This is a genomic window from Sorangium sp. So ce128 (assembly GCF_051525245.1).
Taxonomy (GTDB): domain Bacteria; phylum Myxococcota_A; class Polyangia; order Polyangiales; family Polyangiaceae; genus Sorangium; species Sorangium cellulosum_B.
This window is the reverse complement of record NZ_CP150313.1, coordinates 5,137,959-5,159,255: the sequence shown is the minus strand read 5'-3', so window position 1 is coordinate 5,159,255 and position 21,297 is coordinate 5,137,959. Positions and strand designations below refer to the sequence as shown.

Genomic DNA, 21,297 nt, shown 5'->3' with positions numbered 1-21,297 from the left:
ACCGCACGCGGCCTACGACCGGCCGCGCGGACCCGGGCTATGCTCGGCGCGCCCCCGCGCCCGGAGCCGCCATGAGCACGCCTAGGTCCCAGGAGAAACTGCAAGAGAGCCTGAGCCTGGTGACTACCCTGCTCCAAAAGCAACGCGTCATCGAGACGCTGACCCACAAGCAGGAGAGCAGGAACAAAGAGCTCGTCGAGGCGCTGGTCCACCGGCAAAATCTCGCCCTGCTGCAGAGGAAGCTCAGGGATCTGCACCCGGCGGACCTCGCCCACATCATCGAGGTGCTCCCGCAGGCGGATCGCCTTGTGGTGTGGGCTGAGCTCGAGCCCTACCGCGCCGCACAGGTGCTGCTCGAGTCCTCGCGGTCGGTCCGCGACTGGCTCGTCGCGGAGACGGAGCGCCCTCGCCTCGTCGCGCTGCTCGGCCAGCTCGATCCGGACGATCTGGCGTACATCAGCGAGTCGGTCGATCCGGAGATCGTGGCGGAGGTGTACCAGTCGCTCGACGCGCGCGAGCAGTCGCTCTTCCAGTCGACGATCGCGTACCCGGACGGCTCTGTGGGCCACCTGATGAGCCCGGAGCTCGTCTCGGTGCGCGACGGCCGGGACCTCGGCGGCGCGCTGGAGGACGTGCGCCGGCGGGGCGAGCTGCCGCCGCACACCGAGGCGCTGTTCGTTGTCGACGCGCGCAACGTGCTCCGCGGCGCGCTGTCGCTCAAGGACCTGCTGCTCCGCGAGCCGCGCGCGCAGGTGAGCGCGGTCATGTCCACGGACGTGGTGAGCTTCACGCCCCAGGAGCGCGCGAGCGACGCGGCCAGGGCCTTCGAGCGTTACGACCTCATCGCCGCGCCGGTGGTGGACGAGCGCGGCAAGCTCGTCGGCCGGCTGACGGTGGATGTGATGATGGACTTCCTGCGGCGGCAAGCCCAGAGCGAGGCGCTCTTGCGCGCGGGCCTCGCGGGAGAGGAGGACTATTTCGCGCCCGCGTGGACGAGCGCGAAGAACCGCTGGCTCTGGCTCTTCGTCAACCTGCTCACGGCATTCCTGGCCTCGCGGGTCATCGGCATCTTCGAGAGCACCATTCAGGATCTCGTGGCGCTGGCAGCGCTGATGCCCATCGTGGCGAGCGTCGGCGGCAACACGGGCAATCAGACGGTGGCGCTCGTGATCCGCGGCCTCGCGCTCGACCGGCTGACGCGGGCGAACACGGGGCACCTCCTGAAGAAAGAGCTCGTCGTCGGCCTGATGAACGGCGCCGTCTGGGGCACGCTCGTGGGGCTCGCGGCCGCCGCCCTCTACGGCAGCGTCCCGCTCGGTCTGGTGATGGCCGCGGCCATCCTGCTGAACCTCGTGGTGGCGGCGATGGTCGGGTGCGCGGTGCCGCTCGTGCTCCAGCGCCTGGGCCGCGATCCGGCCCAGGGGTCGAGCGTCCTGCTCACGTTCACCACGGACAGCATGGGCTTCTTCATCTTCCTCGGGCTCGCCAGGGCGTTCCTCGTCTGAGCCTGCCCGCGCGCCGCGCGCTCGCGCTACGATCCTGGCATGGATGCCACCCCCGCCCCGCAACGGCCGCTCGTCGCGATCCGGTATTGCCCCAAGTGCCGCTGGCTCACGCGCGCGGCCTGGCTCGCTCAGGAGCTGCTGATCACCTTCCCTGACGAGATCGACGTGCTCCTGTCGCCGGGCGAGAGCGGCGTCTTCGACATCACGCTCGACGGCGCGCCGCTCTTCTCGCGCGCCGTCGAAGGGCGCTTCCCCGAGCCCAAGGAGATCAAGCAGGCGATCCGCGACCGCGTCGCCCCGGAGCGCCCTCTCGGCCACTCCGATCGATGAGACGCCCGCTCTGATGAGGAGAGCGCCGCTCTAGATGTCGAAGTCGAGGATGCTGTCCAGATCGGAGGCGCCGACGGCGGGCGTGCCATGGGGCGGCGACGCGACGCGCAGCCTCGGCGCCTCGAGCGCGACGCGCTGGCCGCCGGCGACGCTCTTCGTGAGGAACACCGAGCCGCCCACCACGCTCCCCTGCCCCAGCACCGTCTTGCCGCCGAGGACCGTGGCGTTCGCGTAGATGGTGACGTTGTCCTCCACGGTGGGGTGGCGCTTCAGGCCGCGCGCGCCCCGCGAGTGCTGCGGCAAGGAGAGGGCGCCCAGCGTCACGCCCTGGTAGAGCTTGACGTGCTCGCCGATGTCGGTCGTCTCGCCGATCACGACGCCGGTGGCATGATCGATGAAGAAGCTGTCACCGATGTTGGCGCCTGGGTGGATGTCGGCGCCCGTCCTCGTGTGCGCCCACTCGCTCATGATCCGGGGCATGAGCGGCACGCCGAGGAGGTACAGCTCGTGCGCGACCCGGTGCACCGTCACGGCGAGGAGGCCTGGATAGGCCAGGATGATCTCGTCCATCGAGGCCGCCGCCGGATCGCCGTCGTAGGCCGCCTGCACGTCGAGCAGGAGGCGCCGCCGGACCTCCGGCAGCCGGGCGATGAACAGCCGCGCCACGTCGCGCCCCCGCTGCCGGCACCTCGGGACGTCGAGGCGGCCCGCGTCGACGGTCTCGTCCTGGAAGCACAGACAGCGCTCGATCTGTCGCTCCAGCTTGTCGCGCAGCGTCGAGACCAGGGTGCCCACGTGGTAGAGCAGGTCCTCGTCCGACAGGTCCTGCCGCCCGTGATAGCCCGGGTAGAAGATCTGGAGCAGGAGATCGATGATCTCGGTGATCTCCTGGCGCGACGGGGTGAAGCGCTTGTTGATGTGATGCCCGCGCGCATCCTCCCGGTAGCTCGCGATCAGCGCGTCGACGATGCCGTGCAGGTCGGCCGGCGCCTCGGAGGGGGCAGCATCACACTTCTTGCTCACGTCGACCTCACGAGGCCTTCATGGCCTCGACCTCGGAGAACATTCCTTCGAAGAGGGGCCCAGAGAGGTACCGCTCGCCGGTGTCCGGGAGGATGACCACGATGGTCTTTCCTTCCCACTTCGGATCCTTCGCGAGCCGGCCCGCCGCGACCATGGCCGCGCCGCAGGAGACGCCGCAGAGGATGCCCTCCTCGGACGCGAGGCGCCGCGCCATGGCGATGGACTCGTCGTTCGAGACCGCCTCGACCTGGTCCACGAAGGAGAGGTCGAGGTTCTTCGGGACGAAGCCGGCGCCGATGCCCTGGATCTTGTGCGGGGACGGGGTGAGCGGCTGGCCGGCGAGCGTCTGCGAGATGACCGGCGAGTGGACCGGCTCCACCGCGACGGAGTGGAGGGCGCGGCCGCGGCCGCGCTCGAAGTAGCGGCTGACGCCGGTGATCGTGCCGCCGGTGCCCACGCCCGAGACGAGGACGTCGACGTTGCCGCCGGTGTCGTCCCAGATCTCGGGGCCGGTGGTGGTCTCGTGGATCGCGGGGTTCGCCGGGTTCTCGAACTGCCGCATCAGCACGTACCGGCCGGGGTCGGAGGCGGCCAGCTCCTCGGCCTTGGCGATGGCGCCGTTCATGCCCTTGGGGCCCGGCGTCAGGAGCAGCTTGGCCCCGAGGGCGATGAGCACCTTGCGCCGCTCCATGCTCATCGTCTCGGGCATGCTGAGCACGCACTCGATCCCCCTCGAGGCGGCGGCGAAGGCCAGCGCGATGCCGGTGTTGCCGCTGGTCGCCTCGACGATCGCCTTGCCAGGGCCGAGCACGCCCCGCTGCTCGGCGTCCCAGACCATGGCCGCGCCGATGCGGCACTTGACCGAGTACGCCGGGTTGCGCCCCTCGATCTTCGCCAGCACCGTCGCGCGCGCGCCTTCGATCACGCGGCGGATGCGCACGAGCGGCGTGCGGCCGATGCTCTGGGTGTTGTCGTCGTACACGCGGGGGAAGCTGGTCATGGGTGGCCCGTGCGGGTGAGTGGGGAGGAAAGAGGAGATCCAGAGGCGCCCCGCGCTGTCAAGGTCCACGTGCGCCCCGCCTCGGTCGCGCCGTATTTCCAGAGGGCAGCGCGGCGTCGTCCGTCGCTGACGTCGGGGCGACGCCTGCCGCGCCAGCTCGCCCGGCGGGCGCGCGCAGCGCTCAGCGCGCCCCCTCGTCGGTGAACCGTTGGACGTGCAACGGTTCACCGAGGGGGCCGGCGAGACACCCCGGCGCATGGAGGTCAGTCCGGCCATGAGCGGTCGTGCGGTGGATGGCGCGAAGTCGATTACGCGCTCCACGCGAAGCGCAGGAGCCAACGAGATCATCCTCGGAGGGCGGACTGGCCTGCTCCGGCAGGGCCTCGACCGCACCGCGCCGGCGCTCGGGTGTCCCGAGTTCCGATGAGGCACAGGGGATGACGCAGCGCGACCAAGGTGGCGGTGATAGCGGCCAATTCATGAGAGATTTTGCCGGAGTGCGTCATTCCCCTGATCTGCTGGCGCTTGAACATTCACGTCGTACCACGCCGTGCCACGTCGGAGCACCGACGGCTCAGAGGTGCTCACGAGCGCTCAGGAATACCGGAACCACGGTGACTACGTGCGCGAGCAAGGTGCTTCCCTGGGCAATCGATGAACCACCATGGGACTACGTCGGACCAGGTCCACTTCCTTGACGCATGCGCATGCGAACCTATCATGTAGAATTTTAGCTCTTGCCATGAGTGGCATAGGCCTCGCATCATCGCTGACATGTTCCCCGCTGAGCCCCCTTGCGCGGAGGTCCAACTGCCCCACGACGAGGATGAGCCCACTTTAATTTTCCGTCGTCCGCCGGCGTCGATTGGGGGCATGGCGATGCCGTTCGAATCGCCGGCTCCGGTCATGGCATCTCCGACGCGGCGTTCCACATCGCGCTTGATCGCGTTGAGCGCGGGTGCCGGCCTGGGCTTCGCGGCGGTGGTGGGCGGGCTCGTCTCGATGCAGCTCGGCGCGGCGGGCCTCGATCTCCGCGCGGGCTCGGCGCTCCAGCCTGCCGCGGCCGCCGCGGCCATCCTGCGGTCGACGGGGGTGGCGGCGCGGGTCGAGGTGAAGGCCGAAGCGGCCGCGCCGCTCCAGGCAACGCCAGCAACGGCGGCGCCGGCCCTCGCTGCCGCGGATCGCGCCGACGCGACGCTCGATCGAACGGCGGTGATCCCCATCCCCGACGGGATCATCACCATCCCCGCGTCCTTCGCCTCGGCAGATGGAGCGTACGATCTGGTGATCCACTTCCATGGGGTCAACGACGTCGTGCAGGCGGGGTTCGATCGCGCCCGGCTCAACGCGGTTGTGATGATCATCAATCTGGGCATCAGCTCTGGTGCGTACGAGACCCAGTTCTCGATCCGCTCCTATCTCCCGGCGTTGATGGCGAAGGCGCAGGTGGCGCTCGAGGCCCGTGGGCTGCGCGACGCCCGGCTCCGGCGCGTCGCGCTCTCGGCGTTCAGCGCCGGGTATGGCGCGGTTCGCGGGCTCCTGAACCAGCCGGGGTTCACGGACAAGGTGGACGCCGTGCTGCTCCTGGACGGCATCCACACCGGCTACATGCCGCTCGACCGCAGCCTGGACATGGAGCGCCTCAAGCCGTTCAGCCGCTTCGCCGAGCTGGCGGCCGCCGGCAAGAAGCTGATGTCGATCACCCATTCGGAGATCACCCCGAACGGCGATTACGCCGGTACTCACGAGAGCACGGACGCTCTCCTCAAGCTCACGGGCGCACAGCGCTCCCCGGGCGCGGGCGCAGACGAGCAGGCGATCTACGACCTGACCGGGGAGGCGAGCGAGGCGAAGCTCCGGTTCGCCCCCCTGTCCGAGGCGCACAGGGGCGCGTTCCACGTCCGAGGCTATCCGGGTACCCAGAAGCCAGACCACGTGAGGCACCTCACCCGCATGGCGGAGACCGCCTTGCCTGATCTGGTGCGCTACTGGAGCGAGCCGCCCGCGCAATGACGGGTCGCGTGTCGGGGGCGCGCGAGCCGTCGATACGGAGAAGCGTATTACGGAGACGAGGTCGTCTTCGTTTGAGAATTCGTCGCGGTGCGGCCTTGGGTGGATAGAGTGCGAGTGCCGGTGAGAAAGCCGGTCAGCGGATCTCGCTGATCTGCGAATGGTTCTGGCTCCTGCGATCGTTCTCTGCTACCGCGCAGCGCGATGGGTCAACCGGACCTGTTCGCCAAACGAACGTTCGCCGAAGAGACGGAGCGCCTCACTGGAGGTGCCATCACCTGGCAAGATCCACCGGAAATCCGGCTCGAGAAGGTGCAGTGCGATGGCCTGCTCCTGATCCACCGCCCTGCTCTCCTGGTGGAGCTGACAGCGCCTTGGCCCGAGGCGCGTGGGCACGAGGAGGTGATGGTCGAGCTGAAGCTCGCCGGGGATCACGTGGATCGGAAGGCGATAGAGCGGGCCCTCTTGCGGCGGCAAGCGAGGCAGCTGCAGCGGGTCGAGCAAGCGGAAGAGGCGCCGCCCTGGGTGGGCCACGAGCCGCTCTGGCTGGTCGCTCCTCACGTGCCGGAGTGGCTGCAACGGGTGTACGCGCCCAGGCGCTTCGCGCCCGGCTGCTACCGCGTGGAGCCGCTCGGGCACTGGGTGCTGTGGGTTGCAGCGAACGAGCTCCCCCTGCGGGACGAGCGATCGCTTTCCTGGTCGCCCGTTCCGGGCGAGCCCTCGACGAGTTCGGCCGGTGGGTAGCCGGACGCCGGCCCATCGAGTGGGTGCTGGCCATGCTAGAGTACCTGGCCATGTCAGCGACGACCCGAGAGGAGCTCCTGTGGAGGTTCGGCAAGGCCGAAGACCCGGAGGTGGAGGCCCGGCGGCAGCGCATCCTCGAGGTGCTGCTCGAAGCGAGCCCGCAGGTCCAGGAGCGGCTCATCGAGAAGGGCATCGAGAAGGGCATCGGCAAGGGACGTCTGGCCGAGGCACGCGCTGCCCTGCGACGTGTGCTCGCTCGCCGGCAGCTCGTGCTGAGCCCGTTGGACGACGCTCGCATCGAGGCGTGCGTCGAGCTGGCGACCCTGGAGCGGTGGCATGACCAGGCCATCACCGCGTCGAACGTCTCCGAGGCGCTGCAGTAGCTCGGTCCGGCACCAGGCGTATCCCCTGTCGCTCGCCCCTCACGGCAGTGCTTGACCCGTTCACGCCGTCCGGGACGACCATCCGACGATCACAGCGGCGGCGACGCGCAGCACCAGCGTTGCAGCGTTCGTTCTATTGCCGATTTCCTCGAGTCCGTCCTTACTTGATCTAAACCACCCGCGCGGTCCTGCGCACCTGTTCATTCCAGGCGCCGTGGCAGGCGTGGGAACTCGGATGTTGCGCGGGAGCCCGTGCGCCAGGATCCGAGGAGATCCGCTGCGCAGAGCCGCGGCTGGCGCGCCAGGGGTGAGGCCACGTGCGTGGCAGATCGCCGCATTCTGGGGCGCGCATGTCGAGCTCAGCCGGCCGCGCCACGTCCGGGAAACGGGAAACCACCGGCAGGCGACGATGCCATTGCGGTATCGGAATTGCTTTTTCCACCAAAAGCGACGGTGGCATGATGATGGCCGGACAAAGACAGGCACAAGGCGCGGCGCGGCGGACTCAAGCGGTGCGACAAGCAACCCTGACCGCCCGTCGCAAACGCGGGGCAACGGCGGCCGATGTGGACAGCCAGCGCTCGTCCGCGGCGACGGGAGACGCGGACACCACCGCAGCGGTCCCGCGCCCGACGCTGACCTACGCGGATGCGCTCGAGGGCGCCCGGAAAGGGCCGTTCCCGGGCGAGATCGAGCCCCAGCTCGCGACGCTCGTCACCGAGCCGCCCCCGGGCGAGGGGTGGCTCTACGAGGTCAAGCTCGATGGCTATCGCATGCTCGCGAAGCTCCGCGGGGGGCGCGTGACGCTCCTGACCCGCCGCGGCCAGGACTGGACCGAGCGGTTCGCGGGCGTGCGCGACGACCTCGCCCAGCTGCCTGCGCGGGAGGCCGTGCTGGACGGCGAGATCGTCGTCGTGAGGCCGGACGGCGTGACCGACTTCCAGGCCCTCCAGAACGCGCTCAGCGACGGGAATGGCAGGAGCGAGGGGCGCCTGATGTACTTCGTCTTCGACCTGCTCTACCTCGACGGCCGCGATCTCCGCGGGTGCACACAGGTCACCCGCAAGCGGGCGCTCGAGGCGCTGCTCGCAGAAGCGCCCGAGGAAGGGCACCTGCGTTACACGGAGCACGTCGCGGAGGACGGCTCCGCCGTCGTCCAGCACGCGTGCGAGCTCGGGATCGAGGGCGTCATCGCGAAGCGCCCGGAGGCTCCTTACAGGAGCGGGCGCGGCGACAGCTGGCTCAAGGTGAAGTGCGGCCGGCGCCAGGAGTTCGTGATCGTCGGCTTCACCGAGCCGTCCGGCGCCCGGAAAGGGCTGGGGGCGATCCTCGTCGGCGTGAACAGATCAGGCAAGCTCGCCTACGCCGGCAAGGTGGGCACGGGCTTCACGAGCAAGACGCTGACGACCCTGCGCAGCCGCCTCGATCCGATCGCGCGCGCCACGCCGGCCTGTTCAGGGGCGCCGCGCATGCGGGGCGCGCGCTGGGTCGAGCCCAGGCTCGTCGCGGAGGTCCGCTTTTCCGAGTGGACGCGCGACGGACGGCTGCGACACCCCTCCTTCGAAGGGCTCCGCGAGGACCGCACCCCGGAGTCGGTCACCGTCGAGCGCGAACAGCCGCCGCCGCGATCGCCGCCCGGCGAGGCAGCGGGCGCTGCGCCAAGCAGGGCGGCCGGCGCGGCGCCGAGGAGGGCCGCGAGCACGACGGGGGGCAAGGCCCCGCGCGGGGGCCGGAGCAGCGGCGGCGCCGAGCGGGTCGAAGTCGCCGGGGTGCCGCTGACGAACCCCGACAAGGTGCTCTATCCCGCGCAGGGGATCACGAAGCTCGCTCTGGCCCGGTATTACGAGCAGATCGCCGAGCACATGCTGACCCACGCCGAGAAGCGGCTGCTCACGCTGGTCCGCTGCCCCGCGGGCCAGGGCAAGCCATGCTTCTTCCAAAGGCACGAGGCCGAGGGGCTGTCCGAGGCGATCCAGCGGATGGCCGTCGAGGAGGACGACGGCGAGCGCACCTATCTCTATATCGAGACCACCGAAGGGCTCGTGTCGCTCCTCCAGATGGGGGCGCTCGAGGTGCACCTCTGGGGGAGCCGCGTGGACCGGATCGAGCAGCCCGACAGGATGGTGTTCGACCTCGATCCAGCGCCGGATCTCCCGTGGGAGCGCGTGGCGGACGCGGCGCGGACGGCGCGGCGCCTCCTTTCGTCGCTGGGGCTACGGAGCTTCGTCAAGACGACCGGCGGCAAAGGCCTGCACGTCGTGGTCCCGATAGCGCCACGCAGGGGCTGGGACGAGGTGAAGGCGTTCACGAAGGCCGTGGCCGACGCGCTCGTGCGCTCCGAGCCGGCGCGGTACACCGCGACGATGTCGAAGGCGAAGCGCGCCGGCAAGGTCTTCGTCGACTACCTGCGGAACGGGCGCGGCGCCACCGCGGTGGCGCCCTACTCGACGCGGGCGCGCCCCGGCGCGGCCGTCGCGACCCCGCTCTCGTGGGACGAGCTCGACGCGCCGCTCGATCCCGCCTCGTTCACCATCGACACCGTGCCGCAGCGCCTCGCCGCGATCCGGGACCCATGGGCAGAGCTCACGAGCGTGCGTCAGTCCATCACCAGCGCGATGCTGAAACAGGTCGGCCTCTGACCTTCTTTCCCACGTCCCCGACAAACCCAGGAGCCGGTGAGCTCACCGAAGAAGAACGACACCAACGACACCAACGACACAGCGAATGGCTTTCACTGACGTTCCGTTCAGCGTGGTCGTAATGACGCAGAAAGGTGCCGGGCGCTTGGTTGACGGCGCTGCGCGCGCGCTGCATCGTCCCCTGGGTCGGCCATGGCCAAGGATCGGGACTCCAGCGCTCTTTCGGAAATTGCAGAGCGACTCCAGCAGTTCGATGGTGAACCGCTGCGGGTCGCGTTCCTGGCGCGCGGCATCGACGCGCTCACCCAGGTCGCGGAGCGGCTCGATCAGAGCGAGCTTGGCGAGGTGGACGCGTCGCCCAGCAACGCGGACGCCCTGGTGACGGCGCTCACGCAGCCGAGCGCCGTCGGCCTCTTTTCCGCTGCGGATCCGCTCATGCCGGCCCGCCTCCGCGGCCTGCAGGCGAGGGACGCGCTCCTCGCGGCCGAAGGGGGCACGCTCACCGCCGAGGAGGTCGGCGAGGGGCTGCACCTCTCGCCCCAGGCGATCGAAGCGCGGCGCGCCGCCGGAAGGCTGCTGGCCGTCAGCATCGGCGCTCGTGGCCACCTCTACCCCGCATGGCAGTTCGCGGACGAGGGCCTGCTGCCGGGGATGGAAGAGATCCTGGCCCTCCTCGAAGAGCACCCCCCGCTGGCGAAGGTCCGCTTCTTCCTCTCCGGCAACCTCCGCCTCGACGGCGAGCGGCCGCTCGACTGGCTCCGCCGCGGCGAGCTGGACCCCGTGCGGCTCGCCGCGCGCACCTTCGGTGAGCAAGGCGCGGCCTGAGAACGCGCCGCGATGACGACGACGCTCGGGGCGCATCCGGACCCGCCCCTCGACCTCGCGACGTCGCCGCTCCCCATCGCGATCTACCGGCGGAGCTGGTTCCGGATCCACTGGCTCACGCGTGAACCGCTCCACTTCGGTCGCTCGGGCGACAACCGCTTCGACGCGCCGGACGGCGAGTTCGGCGTGCTGTACGCCGGCAAGGACCCGCGCTGCGCCTTCATCGAGGTGTTCGGCCACGCGACCGGCGTGCGCTTCGTGGAGCAGAGCGAGCTCGCCGCGCGGGGGCTCGCGCGCATCGCGCCGCTGCGGCCGCTGCGGCTCGTGAACCTCACGGGAGAGGGGCTGGCGCGCCTCGGGGCCGACGCCCGCCTGACCTCGGGGGAGTCCTATCGGGCCGCCCACCGCTGGGCGCGCGCGATCCACGACCACCCGAGGCGACCCGACGGCATCGCGTACGCCGCGCGCCACGATCCGACCCGCGTCTGCGCCGCCCTCTTCGAGCGCGTCAGCGCGGAGCTCGAGGTGACCCGGCTCGGCTCCCTCGCGGATCCGGCGCACGCGGCGCTCCTCGCCAGGCTCCTTGATATCTACAAGTTCGGGCTCGTCTGAGCCTGGACGAGCGGACGGCGGCGCCGCGCCTGTGGCGCTCCGCCGAGCGCGATGGCGGCGCAGGGCGCGCGTGCGGGCTCCGCGCGCGCGCGCCGGCACAACCGGTGCTTCTCCCTAGAAGCAGGCGCGCCGCCGCGGCGCCGCGATGGGCGGAGATCGCGGGACGCACGGCCGAGAGGCGGGGGTCCGATGAAAATCAAGAATCTGCGGCTGGAAACAGGCTATCTCGTGGAGCCCATCCCGCTCCAGAAGGGGATTTCGGTTCATCAGATCCAGATCACCACGGTGGGCGAACAGGCGTCGTCTCGGGTCCGGATCTCGCTCGATCCCAACCGCTGCACGGTGGACAGCTTCGGCGAGGCCAAGGCGTGCACGCGGGTGGCGCCGGTCCAGATCGAGGCGGACGTGGAGCTCCTCGAGGAGTGCGACGACAAGCAGCTGCTCGCCCTCAAGTTCGAAGGGGGCAACGGGCCAGCGGTCCGGCTCGCGCTCCTGCCCCTGTGCGGCACGGGCAAGGAGGCCATCGTCGCGCGGCTCCTGATCTTCGGGGAGACCGGGGAGATCATGGCCATCGTGCCGATGCAAGGGTCGTCGGCCGGCTGCCTGATGGCGTGAGCGAGCCCGGCGCGGCACCGCCGCGCCAGGCGCGCCGGGCGCCCTGCCGACCTCAGGGACCGGGACAGGGGCGGTACACGAGGCCGTACTCGAGCCGGACCTGGAGGTCGGTCGTGTCGTTGGTCAGCACCCCGGAGCTCGACGGCGCAAGCCGGTTCGTGACATAGAGGCTCGTCTTGATGTTGAGCGGCCGCACGGTGCCGCACTCGGACCAGACCGTGGTCGTGAAGGTGTCCGTGCGGGAGAAGTCGCTCGTGAACGGCCCGATCATGCTCCACATGAGCGGCCCCGAGGTGAGCGGCGACCCCGAGAAATAATACGATGTCTCGTGGAGCCCCTGGACGCCGCCCTCCAGGTCGGCGAATCCCCGGTACGTGGCGTCGAAGACCGCGACTTGCCACCCCGGATCGAACCGGAGATCCACGGCCAGCTGGCAGAACGCGCGGTTCGCGGCGCGGCCGATGCCCGGGCCGGCGTGCGCCTCGAACTGGTCGAAGATGACGGTCAGCGCCTTCTGATCAGGCGAGATCACCCCCGCAGCGGAGCCGACAGGGCAGCCGCTGCCAGCATAGGTGAAGTTCGCGATCCGCGTATTCTGCGCCAGCGCAGGAAAGGCGAAGAAAAACGCCGAACAAAAGCCGAACGCCCATCGCAGGAACATCGTCCCCCCCTTTCGCCGTCAGGCGACATCACGTCGCCGTGCGTCGTCGTAGGCGCGCGCGTCACCGCTATCGCACGCCGGCCGACATGTCGTGACGAGCATGCGATCCCCGCGCGCTCCGCGCAACCCGCGCGGGGCCCCCTCGCCCGGCGCGGCGCCGCAGACTGGCAGGAATCCATCGAATGATGTGAGGCCTGCGGGGCTCACGGACATTCGGCCAGAGCCGGAGCGCAGGCGAAGCAGACGAAACGAAGGAGAGGCCTGTCACGGCGGCGCGGCGACGCGGAATACCGGGACGAGATTCACGCGCTCGTCCCAGGACGGATGGCGCTTGTAGAAGAAATCGAGCCGGGCCTTCGCGTCGTTCGCAAACGCAGGATCGCGCAGGCGCGCATTGAACTCGTTGCGCAGCGCCGGATCCGCGGCGAGCATGCTGCGCGCCTCCTCCTCGGCCACGTAGGCTTCCATGTACTCCTTGCGCTCGAAGGAGGTGTTGAAGAAGCCCCAGGCGACGAGGGAGTCGGGCGCGAGCGGCTCGAGGAGGTGCAGGACGAGGGGCGCCCGCGGCTGCGCGATGGGAACGAACAGGGAGCCGGCCTGAAGATCCTGCCGCTCCGGCCGGAAGGCGCCCTGGAGCTTCACGCGCGTCCGACCCTCGAAGGGCCGCTCGAACGTCACCGCGTCGGCCCGGAACGCCTCGACGGCGAAGCCGGGGCGAGCCTCGGGGAGGATCTGGTAACGCACGCCGTGCAGGCGCAGCTTGTCGGCCACCCAGGCCGCGTGCGCCGCCGGGATGACGTAGCCGGCCTCGGGCGCGGTGACCGTCAGGTCCGGCTGGATGCGGTCGAACAGCGGCACGCGCCAGATCTGCGGGCGGGACTCGTCGTAACGGGTCCACGTGCCGCCCGAGATCTCCGAGGCGCGCTTCTCGTAAGCGAAGCCGCGGAACGGGAAGATGCGCGAGACCGGCCCCGCGCGGTGCGTCAGGGCGAAGGGGACGCCGGCGAGGCGCGCGCTCGCGGCGTCCGCGCGCTCGGCCGCGGCGCGGAGGGCGCCCGCGCCGGAGCCGGAGGAGACGCGCTCGAAGAGCGCCGCGAGGAGGTCGTGCACCGCGCGCACGCGCTCGGCGTGGGTGGCCCAGCTGTGCGTCTCGACGAGCACCCCGATGCGGTTGCGGGCAGCGCTGTAGGACTGCGAGAAGCGCGGCGGCCCCGGCTCGGTGGAGATCCCCGACGAGGGGTCGTCGTCCTCGCGGAAGGCCGGGTAGAACGGGAGCGGCAGGTGACCGAGCGCCGAGAGGCGCGCCTGGAGCTCCCCCGAGAGGGCGCGCGCCACGGCGTCGAGTCCGCCGGGGTGAGGCACCGAGGGCTCCACGACCACCGCGATGTCGTGCTGGAACTTCGCGCCGTCCGTCGTGTGCAGGTCGACCTGGACCACCGGATCCCAGGCGTCGAGGAGCGCCAGCATGGCCCGCATCTCGGGCGCCTCGGCCTTCATGGTATCGCGGTTCAGGTTGAGGTTCTGCGCTGTGGCGCGGAAGCCCATCTCCTCGGGGCCGCGCTGGTTGGGCCGCTGGTTTCGACGGAACCGCTCGTGGCCGTCGACGTTGAACACCGGCACGAACACCGCCGTGGCCGCCGCGAGGGCGCCGGGCGCCATCGCGCCGTCGAGCAGCTCGCGGAGCGCCCAGAAGCCGCCGTCCTTGCCGTCGATCTCGCCGGCGTGGATGCCGCCCTGGAACAGGATCACCGGGCGCCGCTTCGCCCGCGCCGCCGCGGGGTCGAGCGTGCCGTCGTCGGAGGCGGCGATCGCGAGCATGGGCCTGCCCTCGGGCGTCGTACCGAAACGGACGCAGCGGGCGCGGCCCGGATAGGCCTGCTCGAAGCCGCGGCATAGCCGCTCGACCTCGGCATAACGACCGGTGCGCCGGAAGCCGGTCCGCTCGGCCTCGGTGACGAGCGAGGGCGCCTCGGGACGCGCAGACGGCGCTGGCCCGCCGCCGGCCGGCGCGCCGCGCGCCGGGGCCTGGCGTGGCGCGAGCAGCGCGGCCAGCGCGATCCCGAGGGCGATGTGGCGGCGGCCGAGGGAGTCGAGGCGGCCAGGGGCCGCGATGCAGGGGCGAGACATCGGGGGGGAGTCGAGCAAATTCCGTGTCGAACGGCAATGGCGCGATCCCCGGCCATAGGCAGGCCAAGCGCGATGCCGGTCAGTCGAGCCGGACGCTGATCACCCGCGATCGCGCGAATATCGAAAATCATGGTGGAGCACCGGTTCGCGAAGAGCCTGGCTGGCCGTCATCGTGCCCAGCGAGCCCAGCGAGCCTCGAGCGCAGGCCAAGGGGGGCCTCACCGCTGATTTGACAACCAGCGCGTGGGGGAAGCCACCGGCGTGAACGCGGCCCCTTGGATGGATGGAAACCATTGTTGATGCAGCGTCATTTCCCAGGAGGAAGGCGTATCGCGCCAGAAAAACTCCTGTCGCCTGAGGTGAGCCTGGCGATTCGCCCTTGGTCTCCTCGAATCGTTTCGCTTTTCCTTTCCCCGGGGCGGCGCGGGTTGGTCGAGCTTGGCGCTGGTATCAGTTCTGCATGAGCGCTCGGTGGGAGCCAACAGCACACTCGAACCAGAAATTCGATATTCGTTTGACTGCTCGCCACGTGTCACCTCCGGTCACTGACGTCACCGCCCACCGGTGGCGCGTCGCTGGCGCTCGGACTTGTGTCGGATCACCACACCAGGAGCACCCCATGTTCTGGAAGTCTTCACGCTCGCTCGTCACGGCAGCCACCATCGGCACAGCAGCCGTCATCGGCGCGGCGACGGCTCCGCTCGTTCTGGCCACGCCGGCCATGGCCGGCGACGCCGGCGCCCTGACCGGGCGCGTATCCGCGCCTCTTGTCGTCTTCCGGGGAAGTGTTCCCTCGCAGGAGGAGGGCGGCGTTCCCTCCGATGACGCAGGGGAGGATCTCGCCGACGACGTCGATGTCGAGGAGGCGCAGGGTGATGCCGTGACGACGCAGGAGGAGGCGCAGGTCGAGGCACCCAGCTCCCGATTCAGCGTGCGATCGGCTGCCGGGAGCGCCGCCGTCCAGACGTTCAGCTACACCATCGGAGGCGCCACCATCAACGTGCCTACCGGGTGCGCCCTCACCCACGTGATCAAGGGCGCCGGACGAAAGATCAGGGACCAGATCGCTGGCGTGGATTGTGTCGGTCCCGCTGCCCTCCTGAGCCGGTTCTGCAACGCCCGGATCGAATTCCACTACGCCGATACGTCCGGCAAGACGTACAGGATCACGCGCGGGCCCCTGCACACCACGTGCAAGGTTGGCACTGTGCCGACCTTCAATATCAAGAAGGACCGCACGCTCCCGAAGTACGGCAAGGCGTGTGCGCAGCTCTTCGTCAACGGCAAGCGCCGCGCCGTCCAGTGCCATTTCATCACCAGGTAGCCCCATGAGGATGGACATGGCTCGGCCACGGTCGGCCGGCCGATGACGGCTCTTGGTGAGGACGCGAGCGCCTGGCGGGCACAGGGGCACCAGCGCATCATTCCTGATCGCTGGCGTGCCGGACGGCCGCGCAGCGTTCGGATGTTCTTCGAAGGCGTCCGCCGCGGAGGTGGGCGGCGATGGTTAACCGGTGAACGGCGCGCCGTTCAGTGCGGCGCCGGGCCCCGATGGCGCCGCCGTACCCGTGGGCGCCGCCGTACCCGTGGGCGCCGGCGCCGGCAGGGCAGCCGGGGCCTCGTCTGCCGGCGCGGCGGCGGCATCGCTGGACGACGCCGCGCGGCCTGTGCGGCCCTTGTAGAGAGACGGGGCGATCGCATCGGCGTCCCCCTCGTCCCAGCGCAGGTACGTGACGGCGCGGCGGGCCTGGTCGTAGGCGTGGACGAGCAGCGAGAACGCCCGCGCCCTCCTGTCCGCGGCCTCGGTCGGCCCGGGACCTTTGCCGTGCTCCCTCACGCCGAGGGCCGCGAGGATCTGCGGCCCGATCTCCCCGGCGCGCCTCACTTCTTCCTCGGTCGCCGCCGTCCTGCCGGCGACCTCCGACCAGCTCGCAGTGAAGAGCGCCGAGAGGGCGACGAGGTCATTGGCCGTGTCGATGTACCCTTGTCCGGCGCGGATCTCCGCGACCGTGTCCGCGTCGAGCAGGCCGCGGCGGGCCAGCGCCTCGGCGTCGCTCAGCAGGTTCTCGCGCAGCGGGGCCGCCTCCGCGAGCAGCGGCTTCAGCGCGTTCTCGGCGCCTCCGCTCGACAGCCACGCGAGGTGCGCGTACCAGGCCGCGAGCGCGTAAGCCTCGAGCCGGTCGAGCGACGCGAGCTCGTGCGTCGGCAGGCGCTCCGCGATGGCGGAGCGCAGCGCGCGGAGGCCGGGCAATACGCCCAGCACCTGGGAGACCACACGGGGAATATCGAGGTTGATGGCGATGAGCCGATCGGGGCTGAGCGCCTCGATCTCGGGCAGGGTCTCGTCGAACGCCGCCGCCGCCTGGGGCGGGGCCGCGGGCTTCTTGGGGGCAGGCTTCTTCTTGAGTGGAGAAGGCTTCGTCATGAGGGAATGACCTCTCGTTGTTCGTCGTCGCGGAGCAGCGGAGAACAGGTACGGTGCGCTCCTCACCCCCGCGCGCTGGACGTGTCGAGAACGTCAGGCGCACACCGGACGTTCCGGGCAGGGATAATCACCCCCGTTAAGCCGTCAATCGACCTCACGGCTGATTTTCTGACGGCGTGCCGCCGAACGTCGTAATCTTGCGCCATGGCGCTCGGGCCCGCGCGGGGCTGGATAGCGACGTCGCCCTGCCAGAAGGGAGCCCGGCCCTTGCGGAGCGCGAGCCAGTGGCTCGGGTGCTGCTCGCTCCGTGACAGGCGCGCTGGATGTGGCGATGGTTGGACAGCACGCGCTGTGCCATGAACCAGAGAGCACCGTTACGGGCCACCGTCTCCCTTGCCACGAAGGCTGCGCGGAGCCTCTCCCCGACCGTGGCCGGTGCCGCGAAGGCTGCGGGGAGCCTCCCCTGGCCCGTGTCCGGTGCCACGAAGGCTGCGGGGAGCCTCTCCCCGACCGTGTCCGGTGCGATGAAGGCTGCGGGGAGCTTCCCCTGGCCCGTGTCCGGGTAGTGCTGCACTTTGGATCTGAGTGCTGCACTTTGACTCCGGCCCCGTGCTGACGGGCTAAGTTCGGCCGGAAGTAGTGCAGCCCGCGGCGATTGGCGTCGCCCGGGCTGCGTGGCCGAACCCCGATCAGAGCGGAGTCCGACAGTGCAGCTATACCTGATCCCACCCGACGGTGGGCAAGGCGGACGTGTATCCACACGCAGCCGCCGCCCCTTCGTCACCCGTTCCCTCACCGAACCCGAGCGCAAGCGCCTCCGGGCGGCGCTGAAGAACCTGCGGGCCGCGTACGGCACCTGGGCATGCCTCGCCGAGGTGATGGGCATGCCGACCCGTTCGATCCGCGCGATCGCCTCTGGCCAGTTCGCCGGGTCGCCCGGCACCGCCATGCGCGCCGCGCGTGCGGCTGGAACGACGATCGAGCGCCTACTCGGCCGCCCCGTCGCAGCGGACCGCTGCCCGACGTGCGGGAGGTCCGGGTGACCAAGCCGCGGAAGGGGGCTCGCCGCCCGCCTGCCGCTCGACATCCCAGGAAGAAGCCGACGATGGACGCGATCCTTGCCGAGCGCCCCCTCGTCCTGGCGACGCTCGCCGGCATCCCGAAGCGCGACCGCCGCGACGTGGAGGCCGAGGTGTTGCTCAACGCCTGGAACGCCGTCCGCCGTGGGCTCTACAGACCTGACCCGAAGGACAAGCCCCGGGACGCGCTCCGGAAGTGGCTGCACGGCATCGCGTGGCGCCTCGCCTCGCACTACGTGCACAGCGCGTACGTCCGTCACGCGGTCCTCCACCCGAGCCCGCTCGGCCTGCTGCGCGAGCCTGTCGGGCCGAGCTTGGAGGCGCAGATCGAGGCGCGCGAGGTGCTGGACGCCATGACCGAGCTCCCGCCCTGGCAACTGGAGGCGCTCCTCTCCGTCGACGACCCGGAGAGCCTTGCCGCCTACGCCCGACGGCGCCGAATGAACCCGCACACGGCGGCGTCCAGGCTCCGCATCGCTCGGGAGGCACTGGCGCTGAAGCTGCGCCGACGCCGGTAACCCGCCTCTCCCCGCCATCATCTCGCCTCCCTCCGCCTCATCCCGCCACATCCTGAACGCCTGCCGCTGGACGTGCGGCGAGTTACAAGGCATCTCCACTTCCGCTACCAACGTGGGCATGCCAGTCCACTCGCAGCTGGAGGTCAGGGTTCTCGGCATCATCGACCGCGTAAAGCGCGGAGAACCGGTGGAGGACTCATATGTGGAGCTGAAGCGCCAGTGGCCCGAAGCTACAAAGGAGAAACGGTACGAGTTTACGCGCCAGATTGCGGCACACGCGAACGCGGCGCGCGGCGCCCAGATACTGTGGGTAATAGGCGTCCACGAAAGGACGCCGACGATCCCTGGCGCTGGGATCGAAGAGCTCGCGGTATTCCTCGACATATTCAAGTCGCACTTTGACGGACTGGCACCGAGCCTGCTTGAGTCCATCGTTGTCCCCACGGTTGACGCGCCAGTAGTGGCGCTGCTTTTCGACACATCCAGGGCGCCGTACGTCTTGACAGGAACAGACATACGCCGGCCAGACAAAGAGGTGCCGTGGCGCGAAGGCACCTCAGCAAGAACCGCGACTCGAGAGCACCTCGTAAGGCTGCTCGCCCCGATGAGCGTGAGACCTCGGTGTGACATAATCAACGTGACCATCGGCGAGGGCTCAGCCCATGGAGACAAATTCATATCGTGCATGGTGCACGTATACGTAAGCGTCCCAGGCGGTGGACAAGCGATCTTTCCCCTGCACATGTGCTCCATGACGCTTGGTATTCCTGGACGCACAGACACGGTCGACTTCAAGGTCGATCGACTGCTCCCAACCATGCACGCCGAGACAAGGAAGGCGTCCGTGACGGTAGTTGAGAGCGCAACGGAAACCATCGTGAGTGGAGCTGGGCTGATGCTAGCACACGGCGTCCGTACGTCTGCTCTTGGCAAACTGGTCAAGTCCGAACTCCACATAACAACCACGCTCCATGCCCTCGACGTTGATTCTCCAATTGTACTGCGCGTTGAACTCAGTCCTGCGGAGCCAGAGGCCCATACGGGCCAGCCTAGATGGGTGATTAAACAGAGCGGACCGCAGCGACTTGTCTAGGGAGGGTTGTTGGCAGCGTATGCCCATCCTTCGTCAGTGCCCAGGTCTGGCACTGGCCGGCGACTTGACGGACTCGTGTTGGCCTCGCCTCCCTCTGTCGACATCCCTGGTGCCTCCGAGCGCTGCGCGTGTGCGTGGCTAGCGGCGCAAGCTGCGAGTCGCCCGCACACCATAAACGCCATAACGCTCACTTCCAGTAGCCTGATGGCCTTGTCGGTATCCGCATGCGCCCCGCCTTCCAGGCAGCGCCCTGCGGCCTCGGCAAATTTGCACGAGGCATCGAGTATCGCGCTGTGCGCCAATTCTGTAACGTTCATGCACTGGCTCCTCTGTGTTCGCTGCTGCGACGGCGGTCACCACGGCGCTGTGGCGCCGTCGGAGGGGCACGAGCCAGCCGTGCTATGACATACCCCGTCCTGTCGGCATCTGCCGGGTGCCCTTCCGAGCGGTTTTCCTCGGCAAAACCGCTATAATCAGAGGACCTTAGACGAAAACGCCCCGCTCCCAGCGGCAAACTAGGAGCAGGGCGGCAGAAGCCGAGCGGAGCGACCCGTCCGACGTCCTGGCAGACCGGATCGTGGGCCCTCCGCTGGGGAAAGGCAAGGGTCCCGTGGCGAACGTGCTCCCGGCGGAGAAGCGCCTGCGTGTGCTCGCGGCGCTCCTGGACGGCAACAGCATCCGGGCGGTCGAGCGCATGACCGAGGTCAACCACCGCACCATCACGCGCCTGCTGCTGGCGCTGGGGGCCGGTGCAGTGCGCCTGCATGACCGCCTCGTGCGAGACGTGCAGTGCAGCCTCGTGCAGGTCGATGAGGTCTGGTCCTTCGTGCAGAAGAAGCAGTCCCGCGTGACCGAGGCCGACCCGCCCGACGTGGGGGAGGCGTACACCTTCGTTGCCATCGACGCGACCAGCCGCATGGTCATCTGCTGGCGTGTCGGCAAGCGCGACCAGGCGACGACAGACGCCTTCATCAAGGACCTTCGCGCCCGCATGCTGGTCATGCCGCAGCTGACCAGCGACGGTTTCGCGCCTTACATTTCCGCCGTGGGTACGTCGTTCGGACCGAGCATCGACTACATGCAGACGGTGAAGAACTACCGCTCTGGCAGCCGAGGGCGCCGAGACGATGACCACCGGTACGAGCCGCCGCGCGACCCCTTCATCACGAAGTCCGTGGTCTACGGCGCGCCCGACCCGGCGAAGGCGTCGACGTCCTACGTCGAACGCCAGAACGGCTCCACGCGCCACACCAACGGCCGCATGAGAAGGCTCTGTCTGGCCTTCAGTAAGAAGGCCAATCACCACGCCGCGGCGGTCGCCCTGAACTACGTGGCGTACAACCTGACCAGAGTGATCCGCACGCTCCGCGTCACGCCCGCGATGCAGGCCGGCATCACCGACCACGTGTGGGGCCTGGACGAGCTCCTGGAGACGCTCACGGCCGAGGAGGAGGGGACCGCTCCCGAGGCGCAGCCGCTCACTCATCGCGAGCCCTCCGCGCCAGCGAGGGCGCTTCCGAACGGTCGCGGGTTCCTCCGCCTCGTGACCGAGCCGACGCCCGCGCTGAAGCAACGGCGCCGGAGCGAGCCCCCTCCTCCGCCGGCATCCCCGGTCCAGGCCGTTCCGCCTCCTCCTCCCGAGCCGCCCCGCGGTCCGGTCCAGTTGTCCCTGTTCGATCCCCCGGAGGGGTCGTGAGTGCTGCACTTT

The 21,297-nt window shown here is 69.6% G+C and carries 18 protein-coding genes; 13 read left to right on the top strand and 5 right to left on the bottom strand.

Translation table 11 applies throughout. The features are described 5' to 3' along the window. Positions 1-71: 71 nt before the first annotated feature. Together mgtE and WME82_RS19625 are read left to right on the top strand one after the other, a co-directional pair. Complete coding sequence (gene mgtE / locus WME82_RS19630) at positions 72-1,505, top strand: magnesium transporter (RefSeq protein ID WP_438044089.1); 1,434 nt, start codon at positions 72-74, stop codon at positions 1,503-1,505. A gap of 39 nt (positions 1,506-1,544) precedes the next feature. Continuing rightward, the gene (locus WME82_RS19625) at positions 1,545-1,835 is read left to right on the top strand and encodes a SelT/SelW/SelH family protein (protein WP_438044088.1); all 291 of its coding nucleotides are present in this window, start codon (positions 1,545-1,547) and stop codon (positions 1,833-1,835) included. Positions 1,836-1,865: 30 nt separating this feature from the next. Here WME82_RS19625 and WME82_RS19620 read toward each other — a convergent pair whose 3' ends face one another. Then, positions 1,866-2,858 carry a serine O-acetyltransferase gene (locus WME82_RS19620; RefSeq protein WP_437872953.1) on the bottom strand — a complete coding sequence of 331 codons (993 nt, stop codon included), beginning with the start codon at positions 2,856-2,858 and terminating at the stop codon, positions 1,866-1,868. Positions 2,859-2,865: 7 nt separating this feature from the next. Next, positions 2,866-3,858 (bottom strand): cysteine synthase A, encoded by a 993-nt coding sequence (gene cysK / locus WME82_RS19615; RefSeq protein WP_437747028.1) that lies wholly within the window; start codon positions 3,856-3,858, stop codon positions 2,866-2,868. Positions 3,859-4,632: 774 nt separating this feature from the next. Here cysK and WME82_RS19610 point away from each other — a divergent pair. The 7 genes from WME82_RS19610 (at position 4,633) to WME82_RS19580 (ending at position 11,686) form a co-directional block, all read left to right on the top strand. Continuing rightward, positions 4,633-5,871 carry a hypothetical protein gene (locus WME82_RS19610; RefSeq protein WP_438044087.1) on the top strand — a complete coding sequence of 413 codons (1,239 nt, stop codon included), beginning with the start codon at positions 4,633-4,635 and terminating at the stop codon, positions 5,869-5,871. Positions 5,872-6,072: 201 nt separating this feature from the next. Continuing rightward, a complete protein-coding gene (locus WME82_RS19605; protein ID WP_438044086.1) occupies positions 6,073-6,612 on the top strand; it encodes a hypothetical protein in 540 nt (179 codons plus the stop codon). A gap of 50 nt (positions 6,613-6,662) precedes the next feature. After that, positions 6,663-6,995 carry a hypothetical protein gene (locus WME82_RS19600; protein WP_438044085.1) on the top strand — a complete coding sequence of 111 codons (333 nt, stop codon included), beginning with the start codon at positions 6,663-6,665 and terminating at the stop codon, positions 6,993-6,995. Positions 6,996-7,561: 566 nt separating this feature from the next. Continuing rightward, on the top strand, positions 7,562-9,634 hold the full coding sequence (gene ligD, locus WME82_RS19595; RefSeq protein WP_438044084.1) for a DNA ligase D: 2,073 nt from the start codon (positions 7,562-7,564) through the stop codon (positions 9,632-9,634). Between the two features lie 192 nt (positions 9,635-9,826). Further along, positions 9,827-10,459 carry a hypothetical protein gene (locus WME82_RS19590; protein WP_437747024.1) on the top strand — a complete coding sequence of 211 codons (633 nt, stop codon included), beginning with the start codon at positions 9,827-9,829 and terminating at the stop codon, positions 10,457-10,459. 12 nt (positions 10,460-10,471) lie between these two features. Continuing rightward, positions 10,472-11,071: an RES family NAD+ phosphorylase gene (locus WME82_RS19585; protein ID WP_438044083.1), complete on the top strand. Its 600-nt coding sequence runs from the start codon at positions 10,472-10,474 to the stop codon at positions 11,069-11,071. Between the two features lie 189 nt (positions 11,072-11,260). Further along, positions 11,261-11,686 carry a hypothetical protein gene (locus WME82_RS19580; protein WP_437916770.1) on the top strand — a complete coding sequence of 142 codons (426 nt, stop codon included), beginning with the start codon at positions 11,261-11,263 and terminating at the stop codon, positions 11,684-11,686. 52 nt (positions 11,687-11,738) lie between these two features. Here WME82_RS19580 and WME82_RS19575 read toward each other — a convergent pair whose 3' ends face one another. Both WME82_RS19575 and WME82_RS19570 read right to left on the bottom strand, forming a co-directional pair. Continuing rightward, on the bottom strand, positions 11,739-12,347 hold the full coding sequence (locus WME82_RS19575; RefSeq protein ID WP_437747021.1) for a DUF4360 domain-containing protein: 609 nt from the start codon (positions 12,345-12,347) through the stop codon (positions 11,739-11,741). A gap of 264 nt (positions 12,348-12,611) precedes the next feature. After that, entirely contained in the window at positions 12,612-14,474 is a 1,863-nt protein-coding gene (locus WME82_RS19570) for a M14 family zinc carboxypeptidase (RefSeq protein WP_438044082.1), read from the bottom strand. Between the two features lie 619 nt (positions 14,475-15,093). Here WME82_RS19570 and WME82_RS19565 point away from each other — a divergent pair. Then, the gene (locus WME82_RS19565; protein ID WP_438044081.1) at positions 15,094-15,798 is read left to right on the top strand and encodes a hypothetical protein; all 705 of its coding nucleotides are present in this window, start codon (positions 15,094-15,096) and stop codon (positions 15,796-15,798) included. Positions 15,799-15,981: 183 nt separating this feature from the next. Here the strand turns inward: WME82_RS19565 and WME82_RS19560 are convergent, their stop codons facing one another. Next, complete coding sequence (locus WME82_RS19560; RefSeq protein WP_438044080.1) at positions 15,982-16,899, bottom strand: hypothetical protein; 918 nt, start codon at positions 16,897-16,899, stop codon at positions 15,982-15,984. 1,105 nt (positions 16,900-18,004) lie between these two features. Between WME82_RS19560 and WME82_RS19555 the strand changes: the two genes are divergently transcribed. The 3 genes from WME82_RS19555 (at position 18,005) to WME82_RS19545 (ending at position 21,285) form a co-directional block, all read left to right on the top strand. Further along, entirely contained in the window at positions 18,005-18,496 is a 492-nt protein-coding gene (locus WME82_RS19555) for an RNA polymerase sigma factor (RefSeq protein ID WP_438044079.1), read from the top strand. A gap of 118 nt (positions 18,497-18,614) precedes the next feature. After that, on the top strand, positions 18,615-19,589 hold the full coding sequence (locus WME82_RS19550) for a hypothetical protein (protein WP_438044078.1): 975 nt from the start codon (positions 18,615-18,617) through the stop codon (positions 19,587-19,589). A 610-nt stretch (positions 19,590-20,199) separates the two neighbouring features. Further along, positions 20,200-21,285, top strand: coding sequence for a transposase (locus tag WME82_RS19545; RefSeq protein ID WP_438044077.1), 1,086 nt, complete (start codon positions 20,200-20,202; stop codon positions 21,283-21,285). Positions 21,286-21,297 lie beyond the last annotated feature (12 nt).